This is a genomic window from Stenotrophomonas sp. YJH_SMC_94-11 (assembly GCF_059370435.1).
In genome coordinates this window covers 197,671-224,169 of record NZ_JCAFTR010000008.1, presented here as the reverse complement: position 1 = coordinate 224,169, position 26,499 = coordinate 197,671, and the positions used below count along the sequence as shown (strand labels likewise).

30 protein-coding genes are annotated in these 26,499 nt (G+C 68.0%); 10 read left to right on the top strand and 20 right to left on the bottom strand.

Features of this window, described 5'->3' with window-relative positions:
- Nucleotides 1-15: 15 nt before the first annotated feature.
- The 6 genes from AC5P74_RS15285 to AC5P74_RS15260 form a co-directional block, all read right to left on the bottom strand.
- Nucleotides 16-1,437, bottom strand: coding sequence for an RNA polymerase factor sigma-54 (locus AC5P74_RS15285; RefSeq protein ID WP_053500221.1), 1,422 nt, complete (start codon nucleotides 1,435-1,437; stop codon nucleotides 16-18).
- A gap of 40 nt (nucleotides 1,438-1,477) precedes the next feature.
- The gene (lptB, locus tag AC5P74_RS15280; RefSeq protein WP_005415558.1) at nucleotides 1,478-2,197 is read right to left on the bottom strand and encodes an LPS export ABC transporter ATP-binding protein; all 720 of its coding nucleotides are present in this window, start codon (nucleotides 2,195-2,197) and stop codon (nucleotides 1,478-1,480) included.
- The gene (gene lptA, locus AC5P74_RS15275; protein WP_005415559.1) at nucleotides 2,197-2,763 is read right to left on the bottom strand and encodes a lipopolysaccharide transport periplasmic protein LptA; all 567 of its coding nucleotides are present in this window, start codon (nucleotides 2,761-2,763) and stop codon (nucleotides 2,197-2,199) included. The genes lptB and lptA overlap by 1 nt, the downstream gene beginning before the upstream one ends.
- A gap of 101 nt (nucleotides 2,764-2,864) precedes the next feature.
- Nucleotides 2,865-3,440 (bottom strand): LPS export ABC transporter periplasmic protein LptC, encoded by a 576-nt coding sequence (gene lptC / locus AC5P74_RS15270; protein ID WP_253136488.1) that lies wholly within the window; start codon nucleotides 3,438-3,440, stop codon nucleotides 2,865-2,867.
- Entirely contained in the window at nucleotides 3,437-3,985 is a 549-nt protein-coding gene (locus AC5P74_RS15265) for a KdsC family phosphatase (protein WP_065177942.1), read from the bottom strand. The genes lptC and AC5P74_RS15265 overlap by 4 nt, the downstream gene beginning before the upstream one ends.
- A 66-nt stretch (nucleotides 3,986-4,051) precedes the next feature.
- Nucleotides 4,052-5,053, bottom strand: coding sequence for a KpsF/GutQ family sugar-phosphate isomerase (locus AC5P74_RS15260; protein ID WP_005415562.1), 1,002 nt, complete (start codon nucleotides 5,051-5,053; stop codon nucleotides 4,052-4,054).
- Between the two features lie 54 nt (nucleotides 5,054-5,107).
- Here AC5P74_RS15260 and AC5P74_RS15255 point away from each other — a divergent pair, with 54 nt between their 5' ends.
- From AC5P74_RS15255 to AC5P74_RS15245, 3 genes are read left to right on the top strand one after another with little or no spacing between them, the layout of a single operon-like run.
- On the top strand, nucleotides 5,108-5,338 hold the full coding sequence (locus tag AC5P74_RS15255; protein WP_005408396.1) for a BolA family protein: 231 nt from the start codon (nucleotides 5,108-5,110) through the stop codon (nucleotides 5,336-5,338).
- A 21-nt stretch (nucleotides 5,339-5,359) separates the two neighbouring features.
- Entirely contained in the window at nucleotides 5,360-6,631 is a 1,272-nt protein-coding gene (gene murA / locus AC5P74_RS15250; RefSeq protein WP_005415563.1) for a UDP-N-acetylglucosamine 1-carboxyvinyltransferase, read from the top strand.
- On the top strand, nucleotides 6,628-6,945 hold the full coding sequence (locus AC5P74_RS15245; RefSeq protein ID WP_053500219.1) for a hypothetical protein: 318 nt from the start codon (nucleotides 6,628-6,630) through the stop codon (nucleotides 6,943-6,945). Before murA ends, AC5P74_RS15245 begins: the two co-directional genes overlap by 4 nt.
- Nucleotides 6,946-7,067: 122 nt before the next feature.
- Here the strand turns inward: AC5P74_RS15245 and AC5P74_RS15240 are convergent, their stop codons facing one another.
- The 7 genes from AC5P74_RS15240 to purM form a co-directional block, all read right to left on the bottom strand.
- Nucleotides 7,068-7,751 carry a DUF3108 domain-containing protein gene (locus AC5P74_RS15240; protein WP_346607315.1) on the bottom strand — a complete coding sequence of 228 codons (684 nt, stop codon included), beginning with the start codon at nucleotides 7,749-7,751 and terminating at the stop codon, nucleotides 7,068-7,070.
- Between the two features lie 2 nt (nucleotides 7,752-7,753).
- The gene (locus AC5P74_RS15235; protein ID WP_346607316.1) at nucleotides 7,754-8,575 is read right to left on the bottom strand and encodes a DUF3108 domain-containing protein; all 822 of its coding nucleotides are present in this window, start codon (nucleotides 8,573-8,575) and stop codon (nucleotides 7,754-7,756) included.
- A gap of 68 nt (nucleotides 8,576-8,643) precedes the next feature.
- Entirely contained in the window at nucleotides 8,644-9,303 is a 660-nt protein-coding gene (gene purN / locus AC5P74_RS15230; RefSeq protein ID WP_065185831.1) for a phosphoribosylglycinamide formyltransferase, read from the bottom strand.
- On the bottom strand, nucleotides 9,300-9,962 hold the full coding sequence (locus AC5P74_RS15225; protein WP_005415568.1) for a DUF2238 domain-containing protein: 663 nt from the start codon (nucleotides 9,960-9,962) through the stop codon (nucleotides 9,300-9,302). Before AC5P74_RS15225 ends, purN begins: the two co-directional genes overlap by 4 nt.
- A gap of 38 nt (nucleotides 9,963-10,000) precedes the next feature.
- Nucleotides 10,001-10,423 carry a hypothetical protein gene (locus tag AC5P74_RS15220; protein ID WP_329841429.1) on the bottom strand — a complete coding sequence of 141 codons (423 nt, stop codon included), beginning with the start codon at nucleotides 10,421-10,423 and terminating at the stop codon, nucleotides 10,001-10,003.
- Nucleotides 10,420-10,908 carry a hypothetical protein gene (locus AC5P74_RS15215; RefSeq protein WP_053500217.1) on the bottom strand — a complete coding sequence of 163 codons (489 nt, stop codon included), beginning with the start codon at nucleotides 10,906-10,908 and terminating at the stop codon, nucleotides 10,420-10,422. Before AC5P74_RS15215 ends, AC5P74_RS15220 begins: the two co-directional genes overlap by 4 nt.
- Before the next feature lie 21 nt (nucleotides 10,909-10,929).
- On the bottom strand, nucleotides 10,930-11,988 hold the full coding sequence (purM, locus tag AC5P74_RS15210; protein ID WP_111175579.1) for a phosphoribosylformylglycinamidine cyclo-ligase: 1,059 nt from the start codon (nucleotides 11,986-11,988) through the stop codon (nucleotides 10,930-10,932).
- 99 nt (nucleotides 11,989-12,087) lie between these two features.
- On the opposite strand from purM, the gene AC5P74_RS15205 reads away from it, so the two are divergent.
- From AC5P74_RS15205 to hda, 3 genes are read left to right on the top strand one after another with little or no spacing between them, the layout of a single operon-like run.
- Nucleotides 12,088-13,227: a DUF2066 domain-containing protein gene (locus AC5P74_RS15205; protein ID WP_032953985.1), complete on the top strand. Its 1,140-nt coding sequence runs from the start codon at nucleotides 12,088-12,090 to the stop codon at nucleotides 13,225-13,227.
- Nucleotides 13,224-14,393, top strand: coding sequence for an AI-2E family transporter (locus AC5P74_RS15200; RefSeq protein WP_053500214.1), 1,170 nt, complete (start codon nucleotides 13,224-13,226; stop codon nucleotides 14,391-14,393). Before AC5P74_RS15205 ends, AC5P74_RS15200 begins: the two co-directional genes overlap by 4 nt.
- Nucleotides 14,393-15,100 (top strand): DnaA regulatory inactivator Hda, encoded by a 708-nt coding sequence (gene hda, locus AC5P74_RS15195; RefSeq protein ID WP_053500213.1) that lies wholly within the window; start codon nucleotides 14,393-14,395, stop codon nucleotides 15,098-15,100. Before AC5P74_RS15200 ends, hda begins: the two co-directional genes overlap by 1 nt.
- A gap of 539 nt (nucleotides 15,101-15,639) precedes the next feature.
- Here hda and murU read toward each other — a convergent pair.
- From murU to AC5P74_RS15175, 4 genes are all read right to left on the bottom strand, one after another.
- Nucleotides 15,640-16,350, bottom strand: a complete 711-nt coding sequence (murU, locus tag AC5P74_RS15190) for an N-acetylmuramate alpha-1-phosphate uridylyltransferase MurU (protein WP_346607317.1) — start codon at nucleotides 16,348-16,350, stop codon at nucleotides 15,640-15,642.
- Entirely contained in the window at nucleotides 16,347-17,372 is a 1,026-nt protein-coding gene (locus AC5P74_RS15185; protein ID WP_065177936.1) for an aminoglycoside phosphotransferase family protein, read from the bottom strand. Before AC5P74_RS15185 ends, murU begins: the two co-directional genes overlap by 4 nt.
- A 63-nt stretch (nucleotides 17,373-17,435) precedes the next feature.
- Entirely contained in the window at nucleotides 17,436-17,705 is a 270-nt protein-coding gene (locus AC5P74_RS15180; protein ID WP_005415577.1) for a GlsB/YeaQ/YmgE family stress response membrane protein, read from the bottom strand.
- A 69-nt stretch (nucleotides 17,706-17,774) separates the two neighbouring features.
- Nucleotides 17,775-19,268, bottom strand: coding sequence for a M20 family metallopeptidase (locus AC5P74_RS15175; RefSeq protein ID WP_053496832.1), 1,494 nt, complete (start codon nucleotides 19,266-19,268; stop codon nucleotides 17,775-17,777).
- A gap of 199 nt (nucleotides 19,269-19,467) precedes the next feature.
- Here AC5P74_RS15175 and AC5P74_RS15170 point away from each other — a divergent pair, with 199 nt between their 5' ends.
- The 4 genes from AC5P74_RS15170 (at nucleotide 19,468) to AC5P74_RS15155 (ending at nucleotide 22,618) form a co-directional block, all read left to right on the top strand.
- Nucleotides 19,468-19,794 carry a ComEA family DNA-binding protein gene (locus AC5P74_RS15170; protein ID WP_032953992.1) on the top strand — a complete coding sequence of 109 codons (327 nt, stop codon included), beginning with the start codon at nucleotides 19,468-19,470 and terminating at the stop codon, nucleotides 19,792-19,794.
- A gap of 352 nt (nucleotides 19,795-20,146) precedes the next feature.
- Entirely contained in the window at nucleotides 20,147-21,232 is a 1,086-nt protein-coding gene (locus AC5P74_RS15165) for a L,D-transpeptidase (protein ID WP_053496834.1), read from the top strand.
- A gap of 17 nt (nucleotides 21,233-21,249) precedes the next feature.
- The gene (locus AC5P74_RS15160) at nucleotides 21,250-21,975 is read left to right on the top strand and encodes a murein L,D-transpeptidase catalytic domain family protein (RefSeq protein WP_010483599.1); all 726 of its coding nucleotides are present in this window, start codon (nucleotides 21,250-21,252) and stop codon (nucleotides 21,973-21,975) included.
- Nucleotides 21,976-22,009: 34 nt separating this feature from the next.
- On the top strand, nucleotides 22,010-22,618 hold the full coding sequence (locus tag AC5P74_RS15155) for a HutD/Ves family protein (protein ID WP_206620582.1): 609 nt from the start codon (nucleotides 22,010-22,012) through the stop codon (nucleotides 22,616-22,618).
- 414 nt (nucleotides 22,619-23,032) lie between these two features.
- Here the strand turns inward: AC5P74_RS15155 and AC5P74_RS15150 are convergent, their stop codons facing one another.
- Genes AC5P74_RS15150 through AC5P74_RS15140 form a run of 3 tightly spaced genes read right to left on the bottom strand, consistent with a single transcriptional unit; the run spans nucleotide 23,033 to nucleotide 26,461 of the window.
- On the bottom strand, nucleotides 23,033-24,637 hold the full coding sequence (locus AC5P74_RS15150) for a sulfite reductase subunit alpha (RefSeq protein WP_053496837.1): 1,605 nt from the start codon (nucleotides 24,635-24,637) through the stop codon (nucleotides 23,033-23,035).
- Nucleotides 24,634-25,605, bottom strand: a complete 972-nt coding sequence (locus AC5P74_RS15145) for an FAD:protein FMN transferase (protein WP_346607318.1) — start codon at nucleotides 25,603-25,605, stop codon at nucleotides 24,634-24,636. Before AC5P74_RS15145 ends, AC5P74_RS15150 begins: the two co-directional genes overlap by 4 nt.
- A gap of 52 nt (nucleotides 25,606-25,657) precedes the next feature.
- Complete coding sequence (locus AC5P74_RS15140) at nucleotides 25,658-26,461, bottom strand: DUF4198 domain-containing protein (protein ID WP_329845378.1); 804 nt, start codon at nucleotides 26,459-26,461, stop codon at nucleotides 25,658-25,660.
- Nucleotides 26,462-26,499: the final 38 nt, after the last annotated feature.

The window sequence follows — 26,499 nt, the reverse complement described above, 5'->3', positions numbered from 1 at the left end:
GGGCGCGGCGGCGCGTCAAGCGATTCTGACCCTTTCGTGCGAGGCGGAGATGTTCATGGCTTCACGATACTTCGCCACGGTGCGTCGCGCTACTGGAATTCCCGACGATTTGAGCAGGTCAGCCAGCTTGGCGTCAGAAAGCGGCTTGCGCGGGTTTTCGTCGTCGATCAGGCGCCGGATCATCGCCTGGATGGCGGTGCTGGACGCCTCGCCACCGCCTTCGGTATCGATGCCCGAGGCAAAGAAGGCACGCAGCGGCAGCGTGCCGCGCGGCGTGCGCACATGCTTGCGGGCGATCGCGCGCGACACCGTCGACTCGTGCAGGCCCAGTTCGGCGGCGATCTCGCGCAGGGTCAGCGGGCGCAGCGCCTGTTCGCCGAACTCGAGGAAACCGGCCTGCTGGTGGATCAGGCTGCGCACCACCCGCAGCAGGGTTTCACCGCGCTGCTGCAGGCCCTTCAGCAGCCAGCGCGCCTCCTGCAGCTGGCCACGCAGGTAGCCGGCGTCGGCCTCGCCACAGCGGCGGATCAGCTGTTCGTAGCCACGGTGGATCACCACCTTTGGCCCGGCATGGGCGGCCAGCGCCGCGCGCCAGATGCCGTTCTGCCGCCACACCACCACGTCGGGCACCACGTAGGTATCCTGCGAAAGCGGCGCGATCTGAGTCCCTGGACGCGGGTCCAGCGAGCGCAGCAGGGCGACCGCTGCCTCGACCTCGTCCAGCGGCTGTTTCAGTTCATGGGCCAGACCGGCGACGCCACTGCGTGGCAGCCGTTCCAGCGGGCCTGCGGCGATCTGCCGCGCCAGCGCCAGGCCCGCGGTGTCGCCAGGCAACACATCCAGCTGCAGCTGCAGGCATTCGCCGAGCGTGCGCGCGGCAACGCCGACCGGGTCGAAGCGCTGGATGCGATGCAGCACCGCAAGGATTTCATCCTCATCGGCATGGACCGACGGCAGCAGGGTTTCGGCGATGGTGGCCAGCGGTTCGCGCAGGTAACCGTCATCGTCCAACGCATCGATCAGCGCAGCGCCGATGCTGCGGTCATGCATGGAAAGATGCGACAGGTGCAGCTGCCACAGCAGGTGGTCGGCCAGCGTCTCGGTTTCGGCCACGCGTTCGGCGGCGCTGCCGGTGTCATCATCATCGTCGAAGCTGCCGCCACTGCCGGCAGCGCTCCAGTCGAGCTCGGCCGGTGCCCAGTCGTCGCCATTGTCGGCGCGTTCGGCCGGCGTATCGGCGTCCGTGTTGTCGCCGCCTTCATTGGCGGCACTGCTGTCGTTGCTGTCGGCCCAGTCCAGCAGCGGATTGCTTTCCACGGCCTGGGCGATTTCAAGCTCCAGCTCGGTCGTGGACATCTGCAGCAGCTTGATCGCCTGCTGCAGCTGGGGGGTGAGCACCAGCTGCTGTCCCAACGATGTCTGCAGCCGAGTCTTCATGCCTGTGCCGAACGGAAGGAAAGGGACCCAGCACCTGCGGTCACAGCTTGAAGGAATCCCCAAGGTAGACGCGACGTACGTCAGCGTTGTCCAGGATCGCCTCCGGCGAACCCTGGGCCAGCACGGTGCCCTCGGCGAGGATATACGCGCGGTCGCAGATTCCCAAGGTCTCGCGCACGTTGTGGTCGGTGATCAGCACGCCGATGCCACGCTGCTTGAGATGGGTGACGATGCGCTGGATTTCGCCCACCGAGATCGGGTCGACACCGGCAAACGGTTCGTCGAGCAGGATCAGGCGCGGCTGCGCGGCCAGTGCGCGGGCGATCTCGCAGCGACGACGTTCGCCACCGGACAGGCTGGCACCGAGCTGGTCGGCGACATGGCCCAGCTGCAGCTCGTCGAGCAGGCTGTTCAATTCGCGTTCGCGGCCGGCCGAATCCAGGTCTTCGCGCAGTTCAAGCACCAGGCGGAGGTTGTCGGCCACGGTCAGCTTGCGGAACACCGACGGCTCCTGCGGCAGGTAGCCCACGCCCTGCTTGGCACGGGTGTACATCGGGTCGCTGGTGATGTCCTTGCCGTCGAGCACGATGCTGCCTGCATCGGCGGCGACCAGGCCGACGATCATGTAGAAACAGGTGGTCTTGCCGGCACCGTTGGGGCCGAGCAAACCGACCACTTCACCGGCGTCGAGGGTCAGCCCGAAGTCCTTGACGACTTCGCGCTGCTTGTAGCGCTTGCGCAGGCCCTTGGCGACGAGCATTACTTCTTGCTCCCCGCCGGCTTGGCCGGCGTGCTGGCCGGAGCCGCTGCCTTGGGTGCGGCGGCCGGCTGTGCTGCCGCGTTCTTGTTCTTCGGCGGAATGACGGTGCGCACACGGCTGCCATCACCACCGGAGTTCATCTCCCCGGTGCGGGTGTTGTAGACCATGCGCTGGCCGGCGTTGGTGCCGCGCGCGCTGGTGACCTTGTAGTTGCCGGTCAGGGTGATGATCTCGGTCTTGATGTCGTAGTCGATGCGATCGGCCACCGCGTCCATCCAGGTGCCATCGTCGAGCTGCTGCTTCATCGTGGCCTGCTTGCCGGTGAACACCGCACGCACGGCTTCGCCATCCTTCAGGTAGATCTCGGCTTCGGACGAGCGGAGGTCCAGCGTGCCCTGGGTGACGGTCACCCCCTGCGACAGCACGGTCTTGCCGTCGCCGGTCAGCACGCCCGACTGGGCGCCGGATTCGATGTTCATGTTCTCGTTGCGGTCGGTGGACTTGGCAAAGGCAGCGCTGGGAACAAGGAGACCGAGCGCGAGTACGGCTGCAAAGGGAATCTTCATCGGGGTCCGTTCTACCGGTGGGGCCGTCCGGAAAACCGGCGGCGGGTGGGTGGGCTGCCGTCCTTGCGCCGGTCCGGGGACGTCGCAGGAGGGCGGCGGAATCAGCGTCGGGGCGTGTAGCGGCCCTTGGACTGGCTGAGGAAATGATACGTGTTGTTCTTGGAATCCACCTCGAAGCCAACGCCGGACTGTTCCATGCCGGGGCGGGTCATGGTGACCCGCGCATCGGTGCGGGCACGGTTCTCCTTCGGGAACACGTCCAGGTGGTCGGTGCGGAAAGTGGTCGGCACCACGCCCGGATCGGCCGGGCTGTCGCCAGCGACATTGCCGCGCAGCTTCATTTCGTCGCCCTTGGCGCTGAGCCAGCCGGTGTCGGCGCGCAGGGTCCAGTGCTTGCCATCCTTGTCCGGCATCTCGAACAGTGGGGTGGCGATGTTGATGGTCTGGTCGCCACGCTGGCGTTCCAGCCGCGGTGCGCGCAGGGTGGTCGATTCCTTGCCCTGCTCATCCAGCGCGACGATCTGGAAGTCGTGCAGGATGTAGTCCACGCCGGCGTCCTGGCCGGCAGTGGCCGGGCCCTTGTCGCGGTTGCGCAGGGCCGCCCAGCTGCTGAGCAGGGCCGCCAGCAGCAGGCCGATGCCGAGCACGGTGCGCCAGTTCAGGGTGGGCAGGTTCATGCGCCGAACCTCGCCAGCACCGCGTCCACATGGCCCTGGGCGGCCAGCAGGATGTCGCACAGTTCACGGGCGGCGCCACGTCCGCCATCGGCGCGGGTCTGCCAGTGCACGCGCTCGGCGATCCACGGGTGGGCGTTGGCTGGCGCCACCGCCAGGCCGACCGCGCCCAGCGGCGCCAGGTCCGGCAGGTCGTCGCCCATGAAGGCCACCTGCTCCAGGCCGATGCCATGCTGTGCGCACAGCGTCTGCACGCTGGCCAGCTTGTCGCCCACGGCGATCTGGGTGTCGATGCCGAGGTCGGCGCCGCGCTTGAGCGCGGACTGGCTGTTGCGCGCGGTGATCAGCACGGGATGGATGCCGTGCTGCTGCAGCAGTTTCAGGCCCAGACCGTCCTGCACGAAGTACGCCTTGCTCTCGTTGCCGTCCTTGTCGTAGTACAGCCGACCGTCGGTGAGGGTACCGTCCACGTCGAAGCAGGCCAGGCGGACGCGGGCCGCAGCGGCATGCAGGTGGGCGGGGAACGCGGGCAGCGGGGACCAGGGCATCAGGCGATCAGGCTCGGTGGGGGCGGGTGGGGCATTACAGACTGAATGGGGTCTACGGACTGTCGGTTAAACCACCCGGGCCCGCAACAGGTCATGAATGTTCAGGGCGCCGACCGCACGGCCCTGGCCATCGACCACGATCAGGCCGTTGATTTTCTGGGTCTCCATCTGCCGCGCGGCCTCTACGGCCAGCTGGTCGGCACCGATGGTGCGCGGGTTGCGGGTCATCACATCGGCGATCTTCGCGGTGCGCACGTCCAGCGCGCTGTCCAGCGCCCGGCGCAGGTCGCCGTCGGTGAACAGGCCGATCAGCACGCCATCGGCGTCGACCACGGCGGTCATGCCGAGCCGCTTGCGGCTCATTTCCACCAGCGCCTCGCTGAGGCTGGCATCGGCGCCCACGCTGGGCAGGTCCTCGCCGGTGTGCATGACATCGGTGATGTGCAGCAGCAGGCGACGGCCGAGACTGCCGGCCGGGTGCGAGCGGGCGAAGTCGTCGGCGGTGAAGCCGCGCGCGTCAAGCAGGGCTACGGCCAGCGCATCGCCCATCGCCAGCGAGGCGGTGGTGCTGGAGGTCGGCGCCAGCGCCAGCGGGCAGGCCTCGGCCGGCACGCTCACATCCAGATGGATGTCGGCGGCCGTGGCCAGGCTCGACTGCGGGCGGCCGGTCATGGAAATCAGCACGTTGCCCTGGCGCTTGAGCACAGGCAGCAGCATCAGCACCTCATCGGACTCGCCCGAATAGGACAGGGCCAGCACCACGTCGGCTTCGGTGATCATGCCCAGGTCGCCGTGGCCGGCTTCGCCGGGATGCACGTAGAACGCCGGTGTGCCGGTGGAGGCCAGGGTGGCGGCGATCTTGCGGGCAATGTGGCCGGATTTGCCCATGCCGGTGGCGACCACCCGGCCGCGGCTGGCCAGGATCGCCTCGCAGGCCTGCTGGAAGGCCTCGCCAAGGCGGTCGGCGACGGCATCCAGCGCCTGCCGCTCGATCTCGAACACGCGGCGGCCACTGGCGACCAGGCCGGCAGGGTCGACGGAACGGGGGGGCAACAGGGATTCGGCCATGCGGACGCCACGCAGCGGAAGTAGAATGGAGGCACATTTTATTAGGAAAGCCCGTTGGACGCCGACACCATCCGCAATCTGATCGAAACCGGCCTGCCTGGCGCCCGCGCCGACGTGCAGGGCGATGATGGCGTGCATTTCGAAGCGACCGTGGTCTGCGAGGCGTTCGCCGGCAAGATGCCGCTGGCCCGCCACCGCATGGTCTATGCCACGCTGGGCGACCTGATGGGCGGCGCGATCCACGCGCTGGCGCTGAAAACCGTGACCCCGGCCGAAGCCGGCTGAACCGCAGAAGATCCCGAATACATGGCCAAGATCGTTGTGACCGGCGGCGCTGCGCTGCACGGTGAAGTGAGCATCTCCGGCGCCAAGAACGCCGTCCTCCCCATCCTCTGCGCGACCCTGCTGGCCGATGAGCCGGTGGAGATCACCAACGTGCCGCACCTGCACGACGTGGTCACCACGGTGAAGCTGCTGGGCGAGCTGGGCGCCAAGGTCACCATCGACCAGGGCACGCTGTCGCGTGGCAGCGCGATCGTGGTCGACCCGCGTTCGGTCAACCAGCACGTGGCACCGTACGAGCTGGTCAAGACCATGCGCGCTTCGATCCTGGTGCTGGGCCCGCTGCTGGCCCGCTTCGGCGCGGCGGAAGTGTCGCTGCCCGGCGGCTGCGCGATCGGTTCGCGTCCGGTCGACCAGCACATCAAGGGCCTGCAGGCGCTGGGTGCCGAGATCGTGGTCGAGAACGGCTTCATCAAGGCCACTGCCAAGCGGCTGAAGGGCGGCCATTTCACCTTCGACATGGTCAGCGTCACCGGCACCGAGAACGTGCTGATGGGCGCGGTGCTGGCCGAAGGCACCACCATCCTCGACAACTGCGCGATGGAACCGGAAGTGACCGATCTGGCGCATTGCCTGATCGCGCTGGGCGCGAAGATCGAAGGCCTGGGCACTGCCCGCCTGGTCATTGAAGGCGTCGAGCGCCTGTCCGGCGGCCGCCACGAAGTGCTGCCCGACCGCATCGAAACCGGTACCTTCCTGGTCGCTGCGGCGATGACCGGCGGCAAGGTCACGGTCAACCGTGCGCGCCCGAACACCATGGACGCGGTGCTGTCCAAGCTGGTCGAGGCCGGTGCGAAGATCGAGACCACCGAAGACACCATCACCCTGGACATGCAGGGCAAGCGGCCGAAGGCGGTCAACCTGACCACCGCGCCGTACCCCGCATTCCCGACCGACATGCAGGCGCAGTTCATGGCGCTCAACTGCGTGGCCGACGGCGTCGGCGTGATCAACGAAACGATCTTCGAGAACCGTTTCATGCACGTCAACGAACTGCTGCGCCTGGGCGCGGACATCCAGGTCGAAGGCCACACCGCCATCGTGCGTGGCAGCGAGACCCTGAGCGGTGCGCCGGTAATGGCCACCGACCTGCGTGCCTCGGCCTCGCTGATCCTGGCCGGCCTGATGGCCAGCGGCGAGACCACCATCGACCGCATCTACCACCTTGATCGTGGCTACGAGAACATCGAAGAGAAGCTGTCTTCGCTCGGCGCCACCATCCGGCGCGTGCCATGATCCTGCGCGGCAAGTTCAGCCCGCGCCGCAAGGCGCTGCTGGCCCTGGTGCTGATCGTGCTGGCGTGGCTGGGCTATGCCTGGTACGCCAACATCGCCATCACCCAGGGCATCGAGCAGAAGGACATGGACTGGAATGGCGACGGCACGGTCTCGCGTGACGAGATCATCGAATCGTTCTACGCGGTCGCGGTGAACGACAGCCAGGACGGCAACCGCCATTGCCGCACCTTCGTCTGGCGCAGCACCGGCGAGCAGATCCGCGTGGACTGCCGCACCGAGTTCAAGCCGGCCGCGGCCGAGCAAAAGAAGTAAGAACAACGCCCGCGAAAGCGGGCGTTTTTTTACGGGAGATCCACGCCATGCGTGGATGAAGGCGGCGGGTCGCTGTCGGGGTCAGAGCCCTTCCCGTTGGGAAGGGATCCGACCCCGGGCGCTCAGTTCATCGCCTTGATGGTCAGGTCCAGCGCATCGCGGCCGCTCTCACGCTGCAGCATGCGCGCCGGCACCGGGAATTCCGGCACGATCCAGGCGATCAGCTCCTTGTTGCCGTCGGCACGCGAGACCTTGGTGGCCTCGTAGCTCTTGCCGCCCACGGTGATCGATTCCTTGCCGATCACGCGGTAGGTCATGTTCTTGATGCGGCCTTCGTCGACCATGCGATAGGTCAGCGGCTTGCCGGCGGCCAGGTCGCGGGCGATCGCCAGATTGATCAGCAGCGCGTCCATGTCGCCCGACTTCAACGCGATGGGGCCCGCACGGTCCGGCTTGATGTCGCCGGTCCAGGTGGCCTGGTTGCTGGTCCAGTTGTAGTTGGCCTGCACATTGCGCTTCTTCACCAGCAGTGCCGAACGGTCCTGGCTGCTGAGCGGGCGCAACTGGCCGCGCACCTCTTCGAACACGGTGCTCTGGCTCAGGTCGGCCAGCTGGTTCTTCACCTGCAGCGTGTAGCGCCACTTGTTGGCTCCCTCGCTGCTCAGCGTCATGCTGCCATTGGCCTGCATGCCCATGTAGCTGGCCAGGTAATCGGCCTTGAATGGCTGCAGGGCCATGGCCGGCAGGCTGGCCACCGACAGTGCGGCTGCAGCGATCCAGGTGAGGGGGCGGGTCAGGGTGCTCATGCTCAGACTCCTTGGTATTCGATCAGGCGCAGATCGACGCGGTCTTCGCCGTCTTCGCGTTGCAGGATGCGCACCGGGGTGGGGACACCGTTGGCGATCCAGAGGATGGTTTCGTTGTTGCCGCCGTTGGTCCGGTAGACCCGCAGCGCGTTGTAGGACAGGTCGCCGACCTCGACGTTCTCGGTCTGCGGCGCGGCCTGGTAGTCGTGCTGGCGGACCTTGCCCATGTCCACGTAGCGGTAATGCATGGTGGCGCCCGGGCGGGCATCACGCATGATCGCCAGATTGATCAGCAGCGCGCTCTGGTCGCCCGGCTGCAGCGGGATCGGTTGCGCACGTTCCTTCTTGACGTCGCCGCTCCACTGCGCGGTGCCGGCCTGCCAGTTGTACGTGCCGACCGCCTTCTTGCCCAGGAACAGGCCCTTGCGTACCGTGCTCTGGCTGAGCGGCGCATAGACGCCGCTGCGCTCTTCGAACACCGTGCTCTGTTCGATGTTCAGGCCCAGCACGCTGGCAAAGCCGCGGCGGCCCACCACCTGCATGTCCACCCGCCACTGGTTGCCGCCGGTGTGGGTGACCTGCATGCTGGCGTCGCCGGCCTCCTTGCCTTTGTAGAAGGCCTGGTAGGTCGCGGTGAACGGCTGCAGCGGCGGCGGCTCCCAGGCCAGCGCCGGCGGCATCGGCACGGCCGGTTCCGCAGGCGGTTGGACTGCAGGCGCCGGCTGCGCAGGGGCCGCAGGCGCTTGCACCTGGCCCCAACCCACGCTGGGAAGCACGACAAGCGACAGCAGCAATGAAGTGGACAGCAGGGTCGTGGTCTTCATGGAGGACAGGAGCTGCAGGAGGGGGGCAGGATGCCAGCCCCGCAGTCAGCGGGGCGTGTGCGTGGGCGTTACCGGTTCAGGTTCCCGGCGGAATCTAGGGCCAGTGGGCTAAACAGGGGGTGACCGTCCAGGTGCGGCTGCCCCTCCCGTTCAGTCAGGCGGCCGGCGCACAGCAGCTGGAGGGTGGCGATCAACAGGGGATGCTCCACCGCCAGCACGCGCGCGGCCAGGCTGTCGGCGTCATCGCCGGGCATCACCGGTACCCGTACCTGGGCCAGCACGGCGCCGGCATCCAGTTCGGGAACGACCAGATGCACGCTGGCCCCGTGCTCGGCATCGCCGGCGTCCAAAGCCCGCGCATGCGTATCCAACCCTTTGTGCAGTGGCAGCAGGGAGGGGTGGATGTTGACCAGGCGGCCATTGAAGCGCTGCACGAAGGCGGCGCCGAGAATGCGCATGTAGCCGGCGCAGACGATCCAGTCCGGCGCGGCCGCGGCCAGTGCATCGCCCAAGGCCTGCTCGTAGGCGGCGCGGTCGTCGAATTCCTTCGGCGCATGTGCCCAGCGCAGGCTGGCGCCGACCCGTTGCAGCGCGGCGGCGGCCGGGCGGTCGGAGAACACGCCGACGACCTCGGCGGGCAGGCGCCCGGCCGCGATGGCATCGAGGATGGCCTGCAGGTTGCTGCCGCGCCCAGAGGCGAGCACCGCGATGCGGGTGGGCGCGGTCATTGCGCGGCACTCCGGCGGATCAACGGCCAGCTCAGCAGGCTGCCCACGGTCGCCAGCAGCATGTCGGCATGGGCGTCCCACATGTCGCCCTGCTGCCCGTTGTAGGCCTCGGCGGCGTCCGGCGACAGGGCCAGCGCGATGGCCCACTCGAACCACTCGTAGACCAGGCTGGCGCACATCACTGCCATCACCGCCAGGGTGAAAGCCTGGCCGCGGCGCAGCGCCGGCCAGGCATGGCGTGCCAGCTGCAGCAGCGCAGGCGTGAAGCAGACGCCGAACAGGAAGTGGATAAGCCGGTCGAAATGATTACGCTGCCAGCCAAACGCCGCATTCGGCGACCAGCCGGTCAGCGCCTGCGCCCATGCGTCGTAGGGCACGTTCGAGTACAGCCAGCGCGCAGCCACGCAGTGCAGTGCAATGAAGCCGCAGATCGCGATGAAGGCACCGTTGCCCAGCCAGCCACCCCGGCGATCGACCCATAGCAGTGCGGCCAGCCCGATCACTGTCAGGGTGCTGTGCAGGGCCTGCTCGGTGGGCCACAGCGGGTGGATCCAGCTGATCGCGAACACCGCCAGCACGGCGGCGAAGGCCAGCTTCTTGGGGCCCGTGAAACGGGAAGCGGCAGGCGAGGCGGTCGTGGAGAGGGCAGGCGCGGACATGGGGAGTCAATCAGGAAGGGGGGCGTCTGCCGGCAAGCTCAGACGCTGAGATGGTCGCCGCGGTCGAACAGTGCGGCCATGTCAGGCTTGGACAGGAACACCCAGGCATAGGCGGCCAGGGCCATGCCCAGCGGGCCAGCCAGTACCGCCAGCCAGGCCGCGCGCTGGCACCAGGCCAGCCCGGTGCGGCGCGACAGCAGGCGAGCGGTGTGCAGCTGCACGACGCCAAGCGCGGCCGCCAGCAGCGAAATGACCCCGTACACCGTGGCCAGTACCGCGCCATCGGCCAGCCCGCGTGAGCTGGCGACCAGGCCGATGAAACCGAGGAACGCCAGCGCGGCCATCCAGTGGAAAACCGCCAGCGCGTAGAACAGCACCTTCAGCGTCTGCAGGTGGCTGGCCAGCTGCAGCTGCGCCAGGGTCTGCTGTGGTAGCGGCGGTGGTGCGCCAGGTGTCGTCATGTCGTTGCACCACTTGCATCGAAGGCGGCCTTGACCTGCGGGCGCAGCAGCGTAACCAGGGTGAATACCCCCAGAACGGTGCCCAGCGGCGCGCACAGGCAGAGCAGGCCGGCCACGATCAGGCACAGCAGGTGGCGACGACGCTGGGCCAGGCAGCGTCCGGCCTGGATGACGAATGCGGCCATGCCCAGGCCACCGGCGACGAACACGGTCCCCAGCACCGTGAACACCCAGCCGAACAGGCGCTGTTCGGCCGGCGACGAGGGCTGGCCCCCGGAGTTCATCGGCAGATGGCCGCTCAGCGCACTGATGCCGAGCACGATGTACAGAATGAAAAACAGCGAGAGCAGCGCGATCAGGCCACCGAACACATAGTGCGCGATGGACAGCGCGCGTAGGTGGTCGGCGTCCTGCCTGCTGAAGACCGGCGCGGCCGCCAACGGCGGCGGTACCGGGGTGGGTGCCAGGGGGGGCGTTGCGTCCATGCGGGCTCCTCGGGGTCGGGTTCAGCCGATGCGGACGCGTTCGGCGCCTTCGGCGGTGACCACCTGGCCGATGGTCCAGTGGTCCAGGCCCTGGGCTTGGACCGCCTCGGACACGGCAGCGACCTGGTCCGCTGCCACGATCAGCACGAAGCCGATGCCGCAGTTGAAGGTGCGCCACATCTCGCTGTCGGCGACCGCGCCTTCCTTCTGCAGCCACTGGAACACTGGCGGCAGGGTCCAGGACGAGGCCTGGATGTCCAGGCCTAGGCCATCGGGCACCACGCGGATGATGTTCTCGGTCAGGCCGCCACCGGTGATGTGGGCCATGCCGTGGATGGCATCGCCGTGCGACTTCAGCAGCGACAGGATCGGCTTCACGTACAGGCGGGTCGGTGCCATCAGCGCGTCGACCAGCTTCACGCCACCTTCCAGTTCCAGATCGGCCGGGCGGCCGGCGCGGTCGTAGATGCGGCGCACCAGCGAGTAGCCGTTGGAATGCGGGCCGGACGAGGCGATGCCGATCAGCACGTCGCCGGCGGCCACGCTGGCGCCGTCCTTCAGCTCGCTCTTCTCGACCGCAGCCACCGTGAAGCCGGCCAGATCGTACTCGCCCGGGGCGTACATGTCGGGCATTTCAGCGGTTTCACCGCCGATCAGCGCGCAGCCGGCCTCGGTGCAGCCGTTGGCGATGCCGCCCACCACCGCCGCGGCGGTATCGACGTCCAGCTTGCCGGTGGCGAAGTAGTCCAGGAAGAACAGCGGCTCGGCGCCCTGCACCAGCACGTCGTTCACGCACATCGCGACCAGGTCGATGCCGATCGTATCGTGGCGGTTCAGCTGATGGGCCAGCTTCAGCTTGGTGCCCACGCCGTCGGTACCCGACACCAGCACCGGCTCGCGGTACTTGTTGGACAGGTCGAACAGGGCGCCGAAGCCGCCCAGGCCGCCCATCACTTCCGGGCGGAAGCTGCGCTTGACCAGGGGCTTGATCCGCTCGACCAGCGCGTTGCCGGCGTCGATGTCGACACCCGCGTCACGGTAGGTGAGGGGGGAGGGGGCGGAAGACGGGGTGTTGGTCACGGGCGTCGGCGCTGGCAGGGGTTGAACGGGCGATTTTAACAGGCCGCATTGGCGCAAAGGCCGTATTCGGGCAACAATTCCCCCGGATTCGTCGAGCCAATGGATGTCCTGATGCGCCGCAGCCTGATTCTGACCCTGCTCCTTGCACTGAGCCTGCCGGTGGCCACGATGGCCCAGAGCGGCCTGCGCACCGAGGGAGATGTTGCCACCGCCTCGGGTGCGTACGAGGCCGAAGTGCCCGTCAATAGCCAGGCCGAAGCTGATCGCAACGGCGCCCTGGCCCGTGCCCTGAGCGTGGTGCTGGGCAAACTGTCCGGCGACCGCAACGTGATGTCCCGCCCCGGCGTGGTGCAGGCGCTGCGCAACGCCAAGGACTACGTGGCCAGCTACGACTACAAGCAGGACCAGAGCGTGGGCGCCAGCGGCGCGCCGAGCTTCAGGACCCTGCTGGTGGCCCGCTTCCGCGAGGATGACGTCGACTCGCTGGTCTCGGCGCTGGGCCTGCCGCTGTGGCCGCAGCCGCGGCCGAAACCGGTGGTGTGGTTGGCCGTCGACGACGGCAGTGGCCCGCGCCTGGTCAGCGTGCAGCAGGCCAACGCCGCCCGCCCGCTGCTGAACCGCGCCATCGAGCGGGGTTACAAGCTGGGCCTGCCCAGCGGCGGTGCCGCCGAACAGGCGCTGGCCGGTGCCATCTGGCGCCAGGACAGTGCCGCCGTGGCCCGCGCCTCGTCGCGCTACTCGCCGCCGATGCAGCTGATCGGCAAGCTCTACCGCGCCAACGGCGGCTGGCAGGCGGACTGGGTGTTCGTCGACAACGGCCGCGAGCTGAACAAGTGGACCAGCAAGGACGCCAACGCCATGCGTGCGATGGCCGCCGGTGCCGATGGCGCCGCCGACGCGCTGGTCAAGCGCTATGCCAAGGCGGGTGCCGCCGTCGGTCAGGCCGGGACCTACCGCGTGGTGGTCACCGGCATCAACAGTGCCGACGATTACCTGCGCCTTGCCGCCGGCCTGCGCGAGGTGCCGGTGGTGCGCAACGTCACCCCGCTGCACGCTTCGGCCGGCCAGCTGGAGCTGAGCCTGGAGATGACCACCGGCCTGGCCGGCTTCAACCGCATGCTGGGCGACAATGGCGTGCTGGTGCCCAGCGCGACGCTGCCGGCCCTGCCGACCCCGATCGATGACACCACCGGTGCCCCGGTGGCCGCGCCGGTCAGCAACGAGTACCGCTTGCGATGACCCTGACCCCGGAAGCCGAAATCGCGCAGTTCCTGCGCCGCCTGAAGTACATCCTGTTCGCCGGCCTGGTCGGCTGGGTGGTGTGGCTGCTGGCACCGATCCTGACCCCGTTCGTGCTGGCGCTGGCGCTGGCGTGGCTGGGCGATCCGCTGGTGGACCGCATCGAGGCCACCGGCCGTTCGCGCATGACCGGCGTGGTGCTGGTGTTCGCTGCGATGGTGCTGGTGATCGTGGCGCTGCTGCTGGTACTGGTGCCGATGATCGAGCGCCAGATCACCACCCTGATTGCGGTCGCGCCGCAGGCACAGGCGTGGCTGATGGAGAAGGGGATCCCCTGGTTCGAGCAGAAGACCGGCCTGGAAGTGATGCAGTGGCTGGATCCGGACCGCCTGATCGAATGGGTGCGCAGCCACTGGCAGCAGGCCGGCGGCTTCGCCACCACATTCATGGGCTACGTCTCGCGTTCGGGCTTTGCGATGGTGACCTGGGTGGTCAACATCCTGCTGCTGCCGATCCTGGCGTTCTACTTCCTGCGCGACTGGGACAAGCTGGTCGAGCGGGTGGCGTCGGTGATTCCGCGCAACCACATCGGCACCATCAGCGCGTTGGCGCGTGAGTCCAACGAAGTGCTGGGGGCGTTCATCCGCGGACAGTTCCTGGTGATGCTGGCGCTGGGCGTGATCTATGCCGGCGGCCTGTCGCTGGTCGGCCTCAAGCTGGGCCTGCTGATCGGCCTGATTGCCGGCCTCATCAGCTTCATCCCATACCTGGGCGCGACCACTGGCGTGCTGATGGCGGTGATCGCGGCACTGGTGCAGGCGCAGGGCTTCGACCTGAAGCTGCTGATCCTGGTGGGCGTGGTGTTCACCGTGGGCCAGCTGCTGGAAAGCTACGTGCTGACCCCGCGTATCGTCGGCGACAAGATCGGCCTGCACCCGGTGGCAGTGATCTTTGCGGTGATGGCCGGCGGCCAGCTGTTCGGCTTCCTCGGCATGCTGCTGGCGCTGCCGGTGGCGGCGGTGACCAACGTGCTGCTGCGCTATGCGCATCAGCGCTACCGCCAGAGCGAGCTGTACGTGGGTGAGAAGCCGGCGATCGTGCTTGATGGCGTAGTGGACGCCCCCCATATCATCGTTCCGAACGACAAGGGCCCCGACCTGAAGTGATGGGTGTGCCGCAACTGCCGCTGGCCCTGCATTACCCGCGGGACCAGCGCCTGGAGACCTTCATCGGCGCGCCGGACGGCGCGCTGGCGCAGCTGCGCGCGATCGCGGTTGGTGCCAGCCACGACTGGGTCTACCTGGAAGGTGCGGCGGGAACCGGCAAGACCCACCAGGCGCTGGCGATGTGCTCCAGCGCCGAGCAGGCCGGGCGCCTGCCGACGTACGTGCCACTGGCCAGCGCAGCAGGCCGTGTCCGTGCAGCGCTGGATGGGCTGGACGCACGCGAACTGGTGGCGCTGGACGGACTGGACGAGGTTGCCGGCAATCGCGAGGACGAGATCGCGCTGTTTGATTTCCACAACCGCGCGCGCGCTGCAGGTGTGACCGTGCTGTACACGGCGCAGAAGGCACCGGGCGAGCTGGGCCTGGTGCTGCCGGACCTGCGTTCGCGCCTGGGCCAGTGCGTGCGCGTGCTGCTGCAGCCGCTGGATGAGGAAGGTCGTGCTGCGGTGCTGCGCGAGCGTGCACTGCGACGTGGCCTGGCCATCGACGAAGCGGCCATCGAGTGGCTGCTGTCGCACACCGGTCGCGAACTGGGTGGATTGATCACCCTGCTGGACTGGCTGGACCGCGAATCGCTGGCGGCGAAGCGGCGGATCACCGTGCCGTTCCTGCGCCAGGTGCTGGAAGAAGGCCGGCCTCGTTACTGAGGGTGGGGTTTGTTTTCAGGGCTGCGCCCTGCACCCGCGGTAGTGCCGGCCGCTGGCCGGCAGCTTCAACAGCAACGTCAAAAGCTGGCTTCCTGAGGGGAGGCAGGGTGGCTCAGGTTGCGGGGGACGGCGCAAGTACGTCCATGTAGCCTCGATCGCGCCATCCATGGCGCTCACGCCCCCGCAACCTGAGCCACCCCGCCTTCGACAGGTTCCCGCGATCTGCCGGGACTGCGTACTGCACTGCTGTTGGTGGGTGTCGACCATGGTCGACACGTGTCTTGCTTGTGGTGGGTGTCGACCTTGGTCGACATCAGAGCAAGCGCAGCGAAGCGACCCGCTTTTGCTTTTCTTTCCTTTCTTCCGTGGCTGGACGCGCACGGAAACTGTCAGAGGCCGGGCGGGGTGGGTTCGCGGGGGTGTCCGCGGCATGGATGCCGCGGCCAAGCCCCCAGGGACGGGTTCATGGCGTCCCCCGCGAATCCACCCCGCCCGGCCAAGCAAGGCTTCTGCTCTCAAAACATCCAGCCACGAGGGGCTCAGCCGTTCGCTGCCAACTCCACATCCAGCGCGCGCAGCCGATCCACGGTCCCGACATCGGTCCAACGCCCGCGATGGTGCTGCCCCGTCATCAACCCCTGCGCCATGAAATGCTTCTGCAGCGGCACCACCGAGAACCTCGGTGGCAGCCGCTCGCTACCCGGCGCATCGCCGATCACCGTGCGCCAGTCGGCCACGATGGAGGGGCGATACACGCCGATGCCGGCATAGGTCAGGCACGGCCCTGCGCGGTCGTGGTGCAGCAGGCCCTGCGCATCGAGTCGGTAGTCACCGTCGGGGTGTTGCGCCGGATTGTCGACCAGCACCAGGTGTGCCTGGCCCTGCGGCTCGCGCGGCAGCGTGGCGAAATCGAAATCGGTCCAGATATCGCCGTTCACCACCAGGAACGGGGCATCGCCCAGCACCGGCAATGCGTTGAGGATGCCGCCGCCGGTTTCCAGCGGGGTCTGCCCTTCGTAAAGGAAATGCAGACGCAGGCCCCACTGGCTGCCATCACCCAGCGTCGCCGGGAACTGCTCGGCCAGCCACGCGGTGTTGACCACTACCTCGCGCACGCCGAGCGCCGCCAGGCGTTCCAGGTGCCAGACGATCAACGGCTTGCCGGCCACTTCCAGCAGCGGCTTGGGTGTGTGCAGGGTCAGCGGGCGCATGCGCTCGCCGAGCCCGGCGGCAAACACCAGCGCCTTCATCGGGCCACGCGCATTGGTGCGCCCAGGTCGGCCAGCGCCGGCTTGATGCGGTTTTCCAGCAACTGCTGCAGGGGGGCCAGCTCGCGATAGCGTGGCAGCACTTCATCCAGATAGCCGATGAAGCGCGGTGCGTCGTCCAGGTAATGGCCCTTGTTGTCGCGGTAGCGCAGGCGGCAGAACAGGCCGAGGATCTTCACGTGGCGCTGGATGCCCATCCAGTCGGCATCGCGCAGGAAGGTGGCGCGGTCGGGCACCGGCAGGCCGGCGTCGCGCGCGCGTTCGTGGTACTGCGCCAGCCACTCGTCAACGCGCTGCAGCGGCCAGCTCAGGAAGGCGTCCTTGAACAGGCTCACCGCGTCGTAGGCGATCGGGCCACGCACCAGGTCCTGGAAATCCAGCACCGCGGGGCCGTCGTCGACCGGCATCAGGTTGCGCGGCATGTAATCGCGGTGGGTCATCAGCTGGGCCTGGCCCAGCGCGTTGTCCATCAACCGGCGATGCACCAGCTGCAGCCCCTCGAGCTCACCGCAGTCCAGTTCCAGGTTCAGGTGCCGCTGCAGGAACCATTCGTCGAACAGCCCGGCATCGCGTTGCAGCAGCGCCTCGCCGAACTGGCCGAAGTCGGCTGGCACCGCAATCGCCTGCAGGCGCAGCAGCTGTTCGATCGAGCGGCCAAACCATTCATCGGCATTGCGCGCGTCGAGGATCCTGGCCAGGGTCGGACCGCCGAGATCTTCCAGCAGCAGAAAGCCGGCCTCCAGGTCCTGTGCCAACAGCGCGGGCACGCGCAGGCCGTGGTCGTGCAGCAGGCCGCGCATGCGCAGCCACGGCCGCGGATCTTCCAGCCCCGGTGGGGCGTCCATCACGATGTGGCTGCCACGGGTGCTGGTGGTGCGCCAGTAGCTGCGCATGCCGGCATCGACCGAAGCGCGCTCCACCACCGCGCTGGCATCGTCGAGCTGGGTACGGGCCCACTGCAGGCGCCGCGCGCTGCGCTGGGGATCGGAGGCGGGTTCGGTCATGCGGGCATATCCGGGCGCGCCGGGCGCGCCAACGTCGGGAACAGGAAGGGAAGGGGGACGGGGTCAGCGGCGACCGCTGAACAGGCGCAGGACGGCCAGCACGGCCACCGCGCCCACCACCGCACCGAGGAAACCGGCCGGTTCGCCGGGGGCGTACCAGCCCATGTACTGGCCGAACCAACCGGCCAGCAGCGCACCGAGGATGCCCAGCACGATGGTCAGCAGGCAGCCCATGCGGTTGTTGCCGGGCATGAAGAAACGCCCGAGCAGGCCGACGAAGAAGCCGACCAGCAGGATGTACAACCAGCTGCTGCTGCCGAACAGACCATTCATGCGCGCGGATTCCGCTTGAGTGTGGACGCAGCCTAGCAAGGCCAGGCTGCGTCCGTCACCGGTGCCGGATCAGCAGCAGCCGTGGTCGCCGTGACGGGTGCCGCTGTCGGCAGCCACCGGCGAACCGCTGGTCTCGCCACGCAGGCTGGCGGCGTAGTGCTCGCTGATCACCTTGGACACGCAGGCGGTGACCTTCTTGCCCATCGGGATGTGCAGGAACTCATTCGGGCCGTGCGCATTGGAGTGTGGCCCGAGCACGCCGGTAATCATGAACTGCGCACCCGGGAACTTCTCACCGAGCATGCCCATGAACGGGATCGAGCCGCCTTCGCCCATGTACATTGCCGGCTTGCCGAAGAAGGCCTGGCTGGCATCGTCGATGGCCTGGGTCAGCCAAGGCGCCATGGCCGGGGCGTTCCAGCCGGTGGAGGCCTTTTCCAGGTCCAGGGTGACCTGCGCGCCGTTCGGCGGGTCGCGCAGCAGCGCTTCCTTCAGCAGCTCGCCGCAGGTCTTGCCATCGGCGGTTGGTGGCAGGCGCAGCGACAGCTTCACCGAGGTCTGCGGGCGCAGCACGTTGCCGGCCGATTCCAGCGGCGGCATGCCGCCCACGCCGGTGACCGACAGCGCCGGGCGCCAGGTGCGGTTGAGCACCAGCTCGGTCAGGTCCTCGTTCATCGGACGCAGGCCGTCGACCATGGGGAACTTCTCGAAGATCTCGGTATCGACCACTTCGGCAGCGCGCCTGGCCTGTTCCTGGCGCTCGGCGGGGATTTCGACGTTCATGCCGTCGATCAGGATACGGCCGGTGTCCTGGTCCTCGATGCGCGACAGCAGTTGGCGCAGCAGGCGGAAGCTGGACGGCACAACGCCGGAGGCATCGCCGGAATGCACGCCTTCGTTGAGCACCTTCACGGTGAAGTTGCCGCCGGTCAGGCCGCGCAGCGAGGTGGTGCACCACAGCTGGTCGTAGTTGGCGCAGCCCGAATCCAGGCAGACCACCAGCGAGGGCTTGCCGATGCGCTCGGCCAGGTGGTCGACGTAGGCCGGCAGGTCGTAGCTGCCGGACTCTTCGCAGGCCTCGATCAGCACCACGCAGCGGGCGTGCGGCAGGCCCTGGGCCTGCAGCGCCAGCACCGCGGCCAGCGAGCCGAAGATGGCGTAGCCGTCGTCCGCACCGCCGCGGCCATACAGCTTGTCGCCGCGAAGGACCGGCGTCCACGGGCCGAGATCGTCATCCCAGCCAGTCATTTCCGGCTGCTTGTCCAGATGGCCGTAGAGCAGGATGGTGTCGTCGCCGGTTTCGGCGCCGGTCGCTGGAATTTCCAGGAAGATCAGCGGCGTGCGGCCTTCCAGGCGCACCACTTCAACCTTCAGGCCGGGCAGCTGCTGGGCCCTGGCCCAGTTCTCCATCAGGGTGACCGCCTGTTCCATATAGCCGTTCTGCACCCAATTGGCGTCGAACATCGGCGACTTGTTGGGAATGCGGATGTAGTCGACCAACTGCGGGACGATTTCGCTGTCCCACTTGTCATTGACGAATTGGCCGAGCTTGGCGCTGTCCATCTGAAACTCCGGTTGCATGGGCTGATCCGGCCATTCTACGCCTGTGCCATGGGTAGGGTTTTTCCTACATCACGTCGGGTATTTGGCTGGCTTACGGAAATCCGGGAAACCGATAGGCTGTGCACATGTGGTGACGGACACTGTTCCTGCCGACGGGATTGCCGGTCGGGGCGGCCAGAATCACAGGGAGATACACGTCGTGCCTTGGAGTGTCGTGTTGAGGGCACTGGTGCTGGTAGTGGGGATCGCTGGGGCGCATGCCGCCGAACCGATCGACATCAACCGCGCCGATGCCCAGGCGCTGCAGCAGGGATTGACGATGGTCGGAGCCGCCAAGGCCGAGGCGATCGTCGAGCACCGGCGCAGACACGGCCCGTTTCATCGCGTCGAGGACCTGGCGCAGGTGAAGGGGATAGGGAAAGCGATCGTCGAACGGAATCGACAGCGGATCACCGTAGGCAACAGGTTGTTGCCGGCGGATCCGGTACCCGGATCGGTACCGGTGCGGACCGTACCCAGGCGCTGACAGCAGGAATCGTCGGAACCGGCAGGAGGCTGGTTCAGCGGTCGCGGACAGGAAGGCCGTGACCACCGACCGCCGCAGGACGCGGCACCAATCACCAGGATGGTGGCATCACAGACCTGTGGAAGGGGCTGAGATACAAACAGGACAGACGCGGCCGCGTGCAGGATGCAACGCTGCCCCCACAGCGCAGGATGCGAGGGGGCGGCAGCAGGCCGACAAGGACGTAACGATTGCCCGGTACGACACATGGCTGTGTCGCCGGGCAGTTTCATTTCCGGCGCCTGGTTTTGCCGCGGCCACCACGGGCCGATGGTGTACGGTGGCTGCACCGCATGGAAAGGACCCCCGCTGGATGCTTCCGCACCGCCCCACCACCCTGATGCTCGCCCTGGCACTGGCCCTGCCGCTGCTGGCCCATGCCGCTGCGCCGGCACCGGCTGCCAAGCCCGCAGCTGCCACTGCCGGCACCGCCGAAGTGCGCGGGCCGACCGACCTGAAGCCGGGCGAATACCTGTGGCATCCGGAAATCTCGCCGACCGGCCCGATCGTGCTGGTGGTCAGCCTCGATGAGCAGCGTGCCTACGTCTACCGCAACGGTATTGCCATCGGCCTGACCACGATCAGCTCGGGCAAGGCCGGGCACGAGACACCGACCGGTGTGTTCACCATCCTGCAGAAGGACAAGGACCACAAGTCCAACCTCTACAACAGCGCGCCGATGCCGTACATGCAGCGGCTGACCTGGGACGGCATCGCCCTGCATGGCGGCAGCCTGCCCGGGCATCCGGCCTCGCACGGCTGCGTGCGCCTGCCGCAGGCCTTCGCGCAGAAGCTGTTCAGCGAAACCCAGCGCGGCGATACCGTCGTGGTGGCCGATGCCAAGAGCTCGCCGATGACCCTGGCCTATCCGTCGGTGCTGGCACCGGTCAATGCACGCGGCCAGGTCCTGCCGGAGACGGAGGGTGGGGCGCCGGCACAGGCCTGGTGGAACGACAACGCGGCGCCGACCGGGCAGGTCGGCATCCTGGTCAGCCTGCACGACCAGCGCCTGTACGTGCTGCGCGATGGCGTGATGATCGGCGAGTCGCCGCTGAAGGCCGACGCGCTGCCGGCCTTCCAGGGCACCACCCTGTTCGTGATGGGGCAGGGTTTCAGCGATACGCCCAGCCCGCTGGACGCGAACCAGCGCCTGCACCAGTGGACGGCCTACCCGTTGCTGGGCCAGGACCGCGCCCGGGCCACCCCGGACCTGCTGGCCACGCCCTCGCTGCCGATGGCGCTGCCGGCCGAGTTCGCCCGCCAGCTGTACCAGGTACTGGTGCCGGGCACGACCCTGCTGGTCACCTCGCTGCCGGCGGTCCGCCCAAGCCCGGCTGAATCCGGAATGCAGCCGGTCTTGGAATCCGAGCCGCCAGGGTCCACCCTCAAGGGCAACTGAGTCCCTTCGTTGTGCCCATGACTGCATCCCGCCTGTGCCGGCTGGCCGCGTTCGGCCTGCTGGCGACCTCCGCCAGCGCCCCGGCGCTGGCACAGACGCCCGCCCTCGCCACCAGTGCCGATGATCTGGCTGCCCTGCTGTCGCGCAGTGCGCCCAAGGCCGACCGCCACGTGTTGCAGCTGGCGGCGCACGCCATGCGCTGTGCGTTGCAGCGGCCGGAGCTTGGCATCAACGGTGATCGACTGAGCGTTATCGATTACTCGCGACCGTCCACCGAGCCGCGCCTGTGGGTGTTCGACCTGGCCCACCAGCGCCTGCTGTTCGAGGAATGGGTGGCGCATGGCCGCAACAGCGGCGAGAACCGCACCGAGCACTTCTCCAACCGCGATGGCAGTTTCATGTCCAGCCTCGGCGCGTTCACCGCGCAGGAGACCTACATGGGCGGCAACGGCTATTCGCTGCGCCTGGCCGGGCTGGAGCCGGGCTTCAATGACCGCGCGCGCGATCGCGCGATCGTCATCCACGGCGCGCCGTATGTGAACCCGGCCACCGCGCAGCTGCAGGGGCGGCTGGGCCGCAGCCTGGGCTGCCCGGCGGTGCGCCTGTCGGTGGCCAAGCCACTGATCGATGCGTTGCGTGGCGGCACGATGGTGTTCGCCTATTACCCCGACCAGGACTGGTTGAAACACTCGCAGCTGCTGGCCGGCGGGTGCGGCGGCCAGGGCACGCTCGCCACGCGGTGATGCACGATGGCGCGCGGCGTGATGCAATGCGCCGATGAACGTCGACTCCCTGCTGCACACTCCGAGCCAGGTCATCTCACGCCTGGACTACCGCCGCGAACGCTGGCGCAACGGCCTGGGCTGGACCCGCGAGATCCTGCGCCTGCCCGCGCAGGGCGACGACTGGGCGCTGCGCCTGTCGGTGGCCGAGATCGAGCAGGACGCGGCGTTCTCCGCCTTCCCCGGCGTGGAGCGCGAACTGGTGCTGCTGCAGGGCAATGGCGTGTGTCTTCGCTTCGAGGATGGCCGTGTGGCGGACGTCCTGCCGCCGCACGGGCGCGTGCGCTTTGCCGGCGAGGAAACGCTGCACGGCGAACTGGTCGACGGCACCACGCACGACTTCAACCTGATGTGGAAGCGCGACCTGCTGCAGGCCGAACTCCTGCACCGGCCACTGGTGGGCAGCATGTTCTTCTTCTGCGAACCAGGTGTTGCCTGGGCGCTTTACCTGTTGGCCGGTCATGCCGAGTTCGGTGCCGACAGTGGCCTGCCGCCGCTGCAGGCCGGCGATACCGCGTGGCTGTCAGCGGGTGAACGGCAGCGGCACGCGTTGCAGGGCGGGGGCGAGTTGTTGGCGATCCGGGTGAGTGCGGCAGAGGGATGATTCCTGGGCGCCTGTTGGCGATATCCACGCATGGCGTGGATCTACTGCACATGCGGTTGCCACCCTGCCTGGACGCGCCGTCCAGTAGATCCACGCCATGCGTGGATGGGGCCACCGACACCGCGTCATGATGCGAACCAAGGTTCGCACCCACCAGAAAGCGGTTCGCACGCGTCGATGCCGTTCAGTAGATCCACGCCATGCGTGGATGGGGCGACCGACACCGCGTCATGGTGCGAACCAAGGTTCGCACCTACCAGGAGGCAGTTCGCACGCGTCGACGCCGTTCAGTAGATCCACGCCATGCGTGGATGGGGCCGCCAATGTCGCGTCATGGTGCGAACCAAGGTTCGCACCCACCAGGAGGCAGCTCGAACCCGCTGTAGATCCACGCCATGCGTGGATGCGGCGACCTCAATACACATCGCGCCGGTAACGACCGGCCAGCAGTAGCGCTTCCTTGTCCGCAGTCCCCAGCACCTGCTCGATCACCGCATCCACCGCCGGGGCCATGCCCTGCAGGCTGCCACAGACCAGGATCGTCGCGCCTTCATCCACCCACTGCCGCAGTGTTGCTGCTTCGGCCAGCAGGCGGTCCTGCACATAGCGATGCACACCGCCATCGCGGCTGAACACAGCATCCAGCCGCGCCAGCGTGCCGTCGGCCAGCATCGCCTGCAGCTCTTCGCCGAAATGGAAGTCATGCGCGGCGGTGCGCTCGCCGAACAGCAGCCAGGTACGGCGCGCGCCACTGCGTACGCGTTCGTGCAGGTGTGCGCGCAGGCCGGCGATGCCGGTGCCGTTGCCGATCAGCAGCAGCGGTACCTCGGCGGCGACGCCATGGAAATTGTCGTTGCGGCGCAGGCGCAGTTGCACCGGTTCGCCAAGTGCGGCGTGGTCGCACAGCCAGCCGCTGCCGATGCCGGGTGTTCCATCGGCGCGTAGCTGGCGACGCAGCAGCAGCTCCACCGCGCCGTCGGCCATCACTGAGGCGATGGAGTACTCGCGATGCGGCAGCGGCTGCAGGGTCGCCAGCAGCGCGGGCAGATCGCCCGGGGGGACCAATGAAGGCAGGTGCGAGTGCGCGACGCGTGCCAGCAACGTCTGTCCGTCATCCAGCACCCTGTCCGCATCGAAGCGCTGTGCGTCCAGCCAGGCACGCACGGTGTGCGACGCATGCTGCGGGCCGATCTCGGCGATGTCGCCGGCCTGCCACTGCACATCTGCGCCGGCCGGTGGCCGCAGGCGCAACCAGTACACTGGACCGCCGGGGCTGCCCGGGTTCAGATGTTCGCGCTGCAGCAGCGTCCACGGCTGGTATTCGGCCGGGCTCCAGTCGGGCAGTTCACTGGCGCCACCACCGAGTTGTCCCAGCAGCTGTTGCCAATGACGCAGCGCTGCCGGATCGGCGTTGTCGACCTCGATCGCATCGAACAGCGGATGCGCGCCGTGCTGCCGCAGCCATTGGTCAAGCTGGTGGCCGAATCCGCAGAAGTGGCCGTAGCTGCGGTCGCCCAGCGCGAGCACGCCGTAGTGCAGGTGCGGCAGTGAAGGCGACGAGACCATGACATCGCGCAGGAACGGCAGCGCGTGGTCAGGCGGATCGCCCTCACCGGTGGTGCTGGCGATGAACAATGCACGCTGGCTGCCGGCCAGCAAGGCGGCGTCGACCTCATGCAGACCGCGCACGCGCACCGGCACGCCGGCACCACGCAATGCCTCGCCACTGCGTTCGGCCAGTTCGCGGGCGAAGCCGGTCTGGCTGGACCAGACCAGCAGGATCGGTGCGGCATCGCCGAAGGCAGCATGGTCGCGCGGTCGCCCACGCCACCACAGTGCGGCGCAGGCCAGCGCATACAACGCCGTAGCGAGCACCGCGATCTGCGACTGCCGCGCCGGTGGCGCGCCCTGCCACCAGGCTTCGCCCAGATGCAGCCGCAGCAGCGCCCAGCCGATCACTGCCAGCAGGAACAGCACCAGAGCGTTGCCGAGCCACGCGCGCGACGGACGGGTGCTCATGCGCCTTGCTCGTCGAGCAGGCGCTGGAAGGCGCTGCTGAGAAATTCGAGTGGGCCATCCGCTGCGCGATGCAGGTAGCGCGCGGCCAGTCCTTCGCGTTCGGCCAGCGCCATGCCGTGCTCGCGGCCGAGTACGGTCAGTGCGGTGGCCCAGGCATCAGCATGCATCGCGTCGTCGGCGACCACCGTCACCGCCGCTGCAACCTGGCGAACCGGCCTGCCGCTGCGCGGGTCGAGGCTGTGGCTGTAGGCCTCGCCATCGGCCTGGTACTGATGCCAGCGATCGCCGGAGGTGGCGACCGCCTTGCCATCCAGCGCCAGCACCCGCAGTGGTGTTTCGGTGTGCGCGTCTTCTTCGGGTGCGGATTCCACCAGCACGCGCCAGGGATGGCCATCCGGTTTGCGGCCGTAGCCGGCCAGCTCGCCGCCGACCTCGATCAGCGCTGCCGCAATGCCTTGCCCTCGCAGCCAGGCAGCCACGTGATCGACGCCGAAGCCCTTGGCGATCGCAGAGAGATCCAGTTCCAGTCCACCCGGCTGCAGCAGCGCATCGCCGCGCCATTGCAGGCGCTGCCAACCGCAGCGCTCACGCGTGGCCTGCAGGGTAGCGTCGTCGGGCGGGCGGCGTTCGCCGGCGTGTGCACCGAAGCCCCACAGCGCAACCAGCGGACCGATGGTGGGATCAAAGGCGCCGTCACTGGCGGCAGCGATGGCCTGTGCGCAGGCCAGAACGTGGCGGGTCTCGGCCGGCAGCACGCACCATTGGCCCGCGTTGGCGCGGTTGTAGCGACTCAGGTTCGAGCCGGGCTCCCAGGTGCTCATCTGCGCCACCACCGCATCCAGCCGCGCCTGGATGCCGGCATGCAGTGGGTGCAGGTCGCGCTGGCGCGGCGCGACCAGCGACACGCTCCAGGTGGTGCCCATGGTGGTGCCGCCGAGGCGGGCGATGTCGAGCTGGGGATCAGTCATGGTGATGCGTCGTGGCGGCGATGCCGGGGTGTGCCCGGCATCGTGGTCCACATCACTGCGGCAGCACTTCCAGCGTGGCGACGTAGCTCAGGCGGCGCTTGGTGGCCTGCTTCACCGAGGTCTTGTTGTCTTCGGTGCCGGTTTCCAGCCAGTACATGCCGGCTTCCGGCCAGGTCACCTTGATCTCGCCCCTGGCGTCGCTGGTGAGCTTCAGTTCGTCCTGTGCGTTGCGGTAGCGGGTGGCACCCCGCACGATCTCGAACTCCAGGCCAGCGGTCGGCTTGCCATCGACCAGCACGCGGAAGGTGGCTTCCTCGCCGGCGAACAGGTCGTTCGGGTGGCCAACAGCGACCAGCTCGATCCCCCGGTTGGTCGGCTTCAGCGCGGTGTCGTTCGGCGCACCGTTGGTGACGAAGGTCTCCACGCGGCCCACCGACTGGCTCAGTTCGAGCTTCTTCGCGTCCTTGGGCAGTTCGCCAAGGGTCGCCACGCTGCCACGCCAGCGCTTGCGCTCGCCGTTCTGCTCGTAGGTGGCGAACAGGCCGTCATTGACCGAGGCGATGCGGTAGGTGCCGGGCTGCTTCAGTTCGATGTCGAACACGCTGCGGTACTTGCCGGTCGAGGCATTCTGCGGCTGCACGGTGCTGCCGTCCGGCGCGGTGATCACCAGCGATTCCAGCCGCAGCGGCACGTGGTTGAAGTAGAACAGGTCGTTGGAGACCGCACCGTCGACGGTGATCCACGGTGCATTGCCGGCGATCACGGTCTGCGAGGGCAGCAGCCAGGCCTTGTGGGCCAGGGCGGAGAAGGGAAGGGCAGCGGCCAGGGCGGCGGCGAGGACGAGCGTGCGCTTCATGCGGAAGACTCCAGTTGGAAGGGGTCGGATCCCTTTCC

Coding starts and splice junctions, on each gene's coding strand:
- AC5P74_RS15285 (WP_053500221.1), bottom strand. CDS start 1,437: ATGAAGACTCGGCTGCAGACATCGTTGGGACAGCAGCTGGTGCTCACC.
- lptB (WP_005415558.1), bottom strand. CDS start 2,197: ATGCTCGTCGCCAAGGGCCTGCGCAAGCGCTACAAGCAGCGCGAAGTC.
- lptA (WP_005415559.1), bottom strand. CDS start 2,763: ATGAAGATTCCCTTTGCAGCCGTACTCGCGCTCGGTCTCCTTGTTCCC.
- lptC (WP_253136488.1), bottom strand. CDS start 3,440: ATGAACCTGCCCACCCTGAACTGGCGCACCGTGCTCGGCATCGGCCTG.
- AC5P74_RS15265 (WP_065177942.1), bottom strand. CDS start 3,985: ATGCCCTGGTCCCCGCTGCCCGCGTTCCCCGCCCACCTGCATGCCGCT.
- AC5P74_RS15260 (WP_005415562.1), bottom strand. CDS start 5,053: ATGGCCGAATCCCTGTTGCCCCCCCGTTCCGTCGACCCTGCCGGCCTG.
- murA (WP_005415563.1), top strand. CDS start 5,360: ATGGCCAAGATCGTTGTGACCGGCGGCGCTGCGCTGCACGGTGAAGTG.
- AC5P74_RS15245 (WP_053500219.1), top strand. CDS start 6,628: ATGATCCTGCGCGGCAAGTTCAGCCCGCGCCGCAAGGCGCTGCTGGCC.
- AC5P74_RS15240 (WP_346607315.1), bottom strand. CDS start 7,751: ATGAGCACCCTGACCCGCCCCCTCACCTGGATCGCTGCAGCCGCACTG.
- AC5P74_RS15235 (WP_346607316.1), bottom strand. CDS start 8,575: ATGAAGACCACGACCCTGCTGTCCACTTCATTGCTGCTGTCGCTTGTC.
- purN (WP_065185831.1), bottom strand. CDS start 9,303: ATGACCGCGCCCACCCGCATCGCGGTGCTCGCCTCTGGGCGCGGCAGC.
- AC5P74_RS15225 (WP_005415568.1), bottom strand. CDS start 9,962: ATGTCCGCGCCTGCCCTCTCCACGACCGCCTCGCCTGCCGCTTCCCGT.
- AC5P74_RS15220 (WP_329841429.1), bottom strand. CDS start 10,423: ATGACGACACCTGGCGCACCACCGCCGCTACCACAGCAGACCCTGGCG.
- AC5P74_RS15215 (WP_053500217.1), bottom strand. CDS start 10,908: ATGGACGCAACGCCCCCCCTGGCACCCACCCCGGTACCGCCGCCGTTG.
- AC5P74_RS15205 (WP_032953985.1), top strand. CDS start 12,088: ATGGATGTCCTGATGCGCCGCAGCCTGATTCTGACCCTGCTCCTTGCA.
- AC5P74_RS15200 (WP_053500214.1), top strand. CDS start 13,224: ATGACCCTGACCCCGGAAGCCGAAATCGCGCAGTTCCTGCGCCGCCTG.
- hda (WP_053500213.1), top strand. CDS start 14,393: ATGGGTGTGCCGCAACTGCCGCTGGCCCTGCATTACCCGCGGGACCAG.
- murU (WP_346607317.1), bottom strand. CDS start 16,350: ATGAAGGCGCTGGTGTTTGCCGCCGGGCTCGGCGAGCGCATGCGCCCG.
- AC5P74_RS15185 (WP_065177936.1), bottom strand. CDS start 17,372: ATGACCGAACCCGCCTCCGATCCCCAGCGCAGCGCGCGGCGCCTGCAG.
- AC5P74_RS15180 (WP_005415577.1), bottom strand. CDS start 17,705: ATGAATGGTCTGTTCGGCAGCAGCAGCTGGTTGTACATCCTGCTGGTC.
- AC5P74_RS15175 (WP_053496832.1), bottom strand. CDS start 19,268: ATGGACAGCGCCAAGCTCGGCCAATTCGTCAATGACAAGTGGGACAGC.
- AC5P74_RS15165 (WP_053496834.1), top strand. CDS start 20,147: ATGCTTCCGCACCGCCCCACCACCCTGATGCTCGCCCTGGCACTGGCC.
- AC5P74_RS15160 (WP_010483599.1), top strand. CDS start 21,250: ATGACTGCATCCCGCCTGTGCCGGCTGGCCGCGTTCGGCCTGCTGGCG.
- AC5P74_RS15155 (WP_206620582.1), top strand. CDS start 22,010: ATGAACGTCGACTCCCTGCTGCACACTCCGAGCCAGGTCATCTCACGC.
- AC5P74_RS15150 (WP_053496837.1), bottom strand. CDS start 24,637: ATGAGCACCCGTCCGTCGCGCGCGTGGCTCGGCAACGCTCTGGTGCTG.
- AC5P74_RS15145 (WP_346607318.1), bottom strand. CDS start 25,605: ATGACTGATCCCCAGCTCGACATCGCCCGCCTCGGCGGCACCACCATG.
- AC5P74_RS15140 (WP_329845378.1), bottom strand. CDS start 26,461: ATGAAGCGCACGCTCGTCCTCGCCGCCGCCCTGGCCGCTGCCCTTCCC.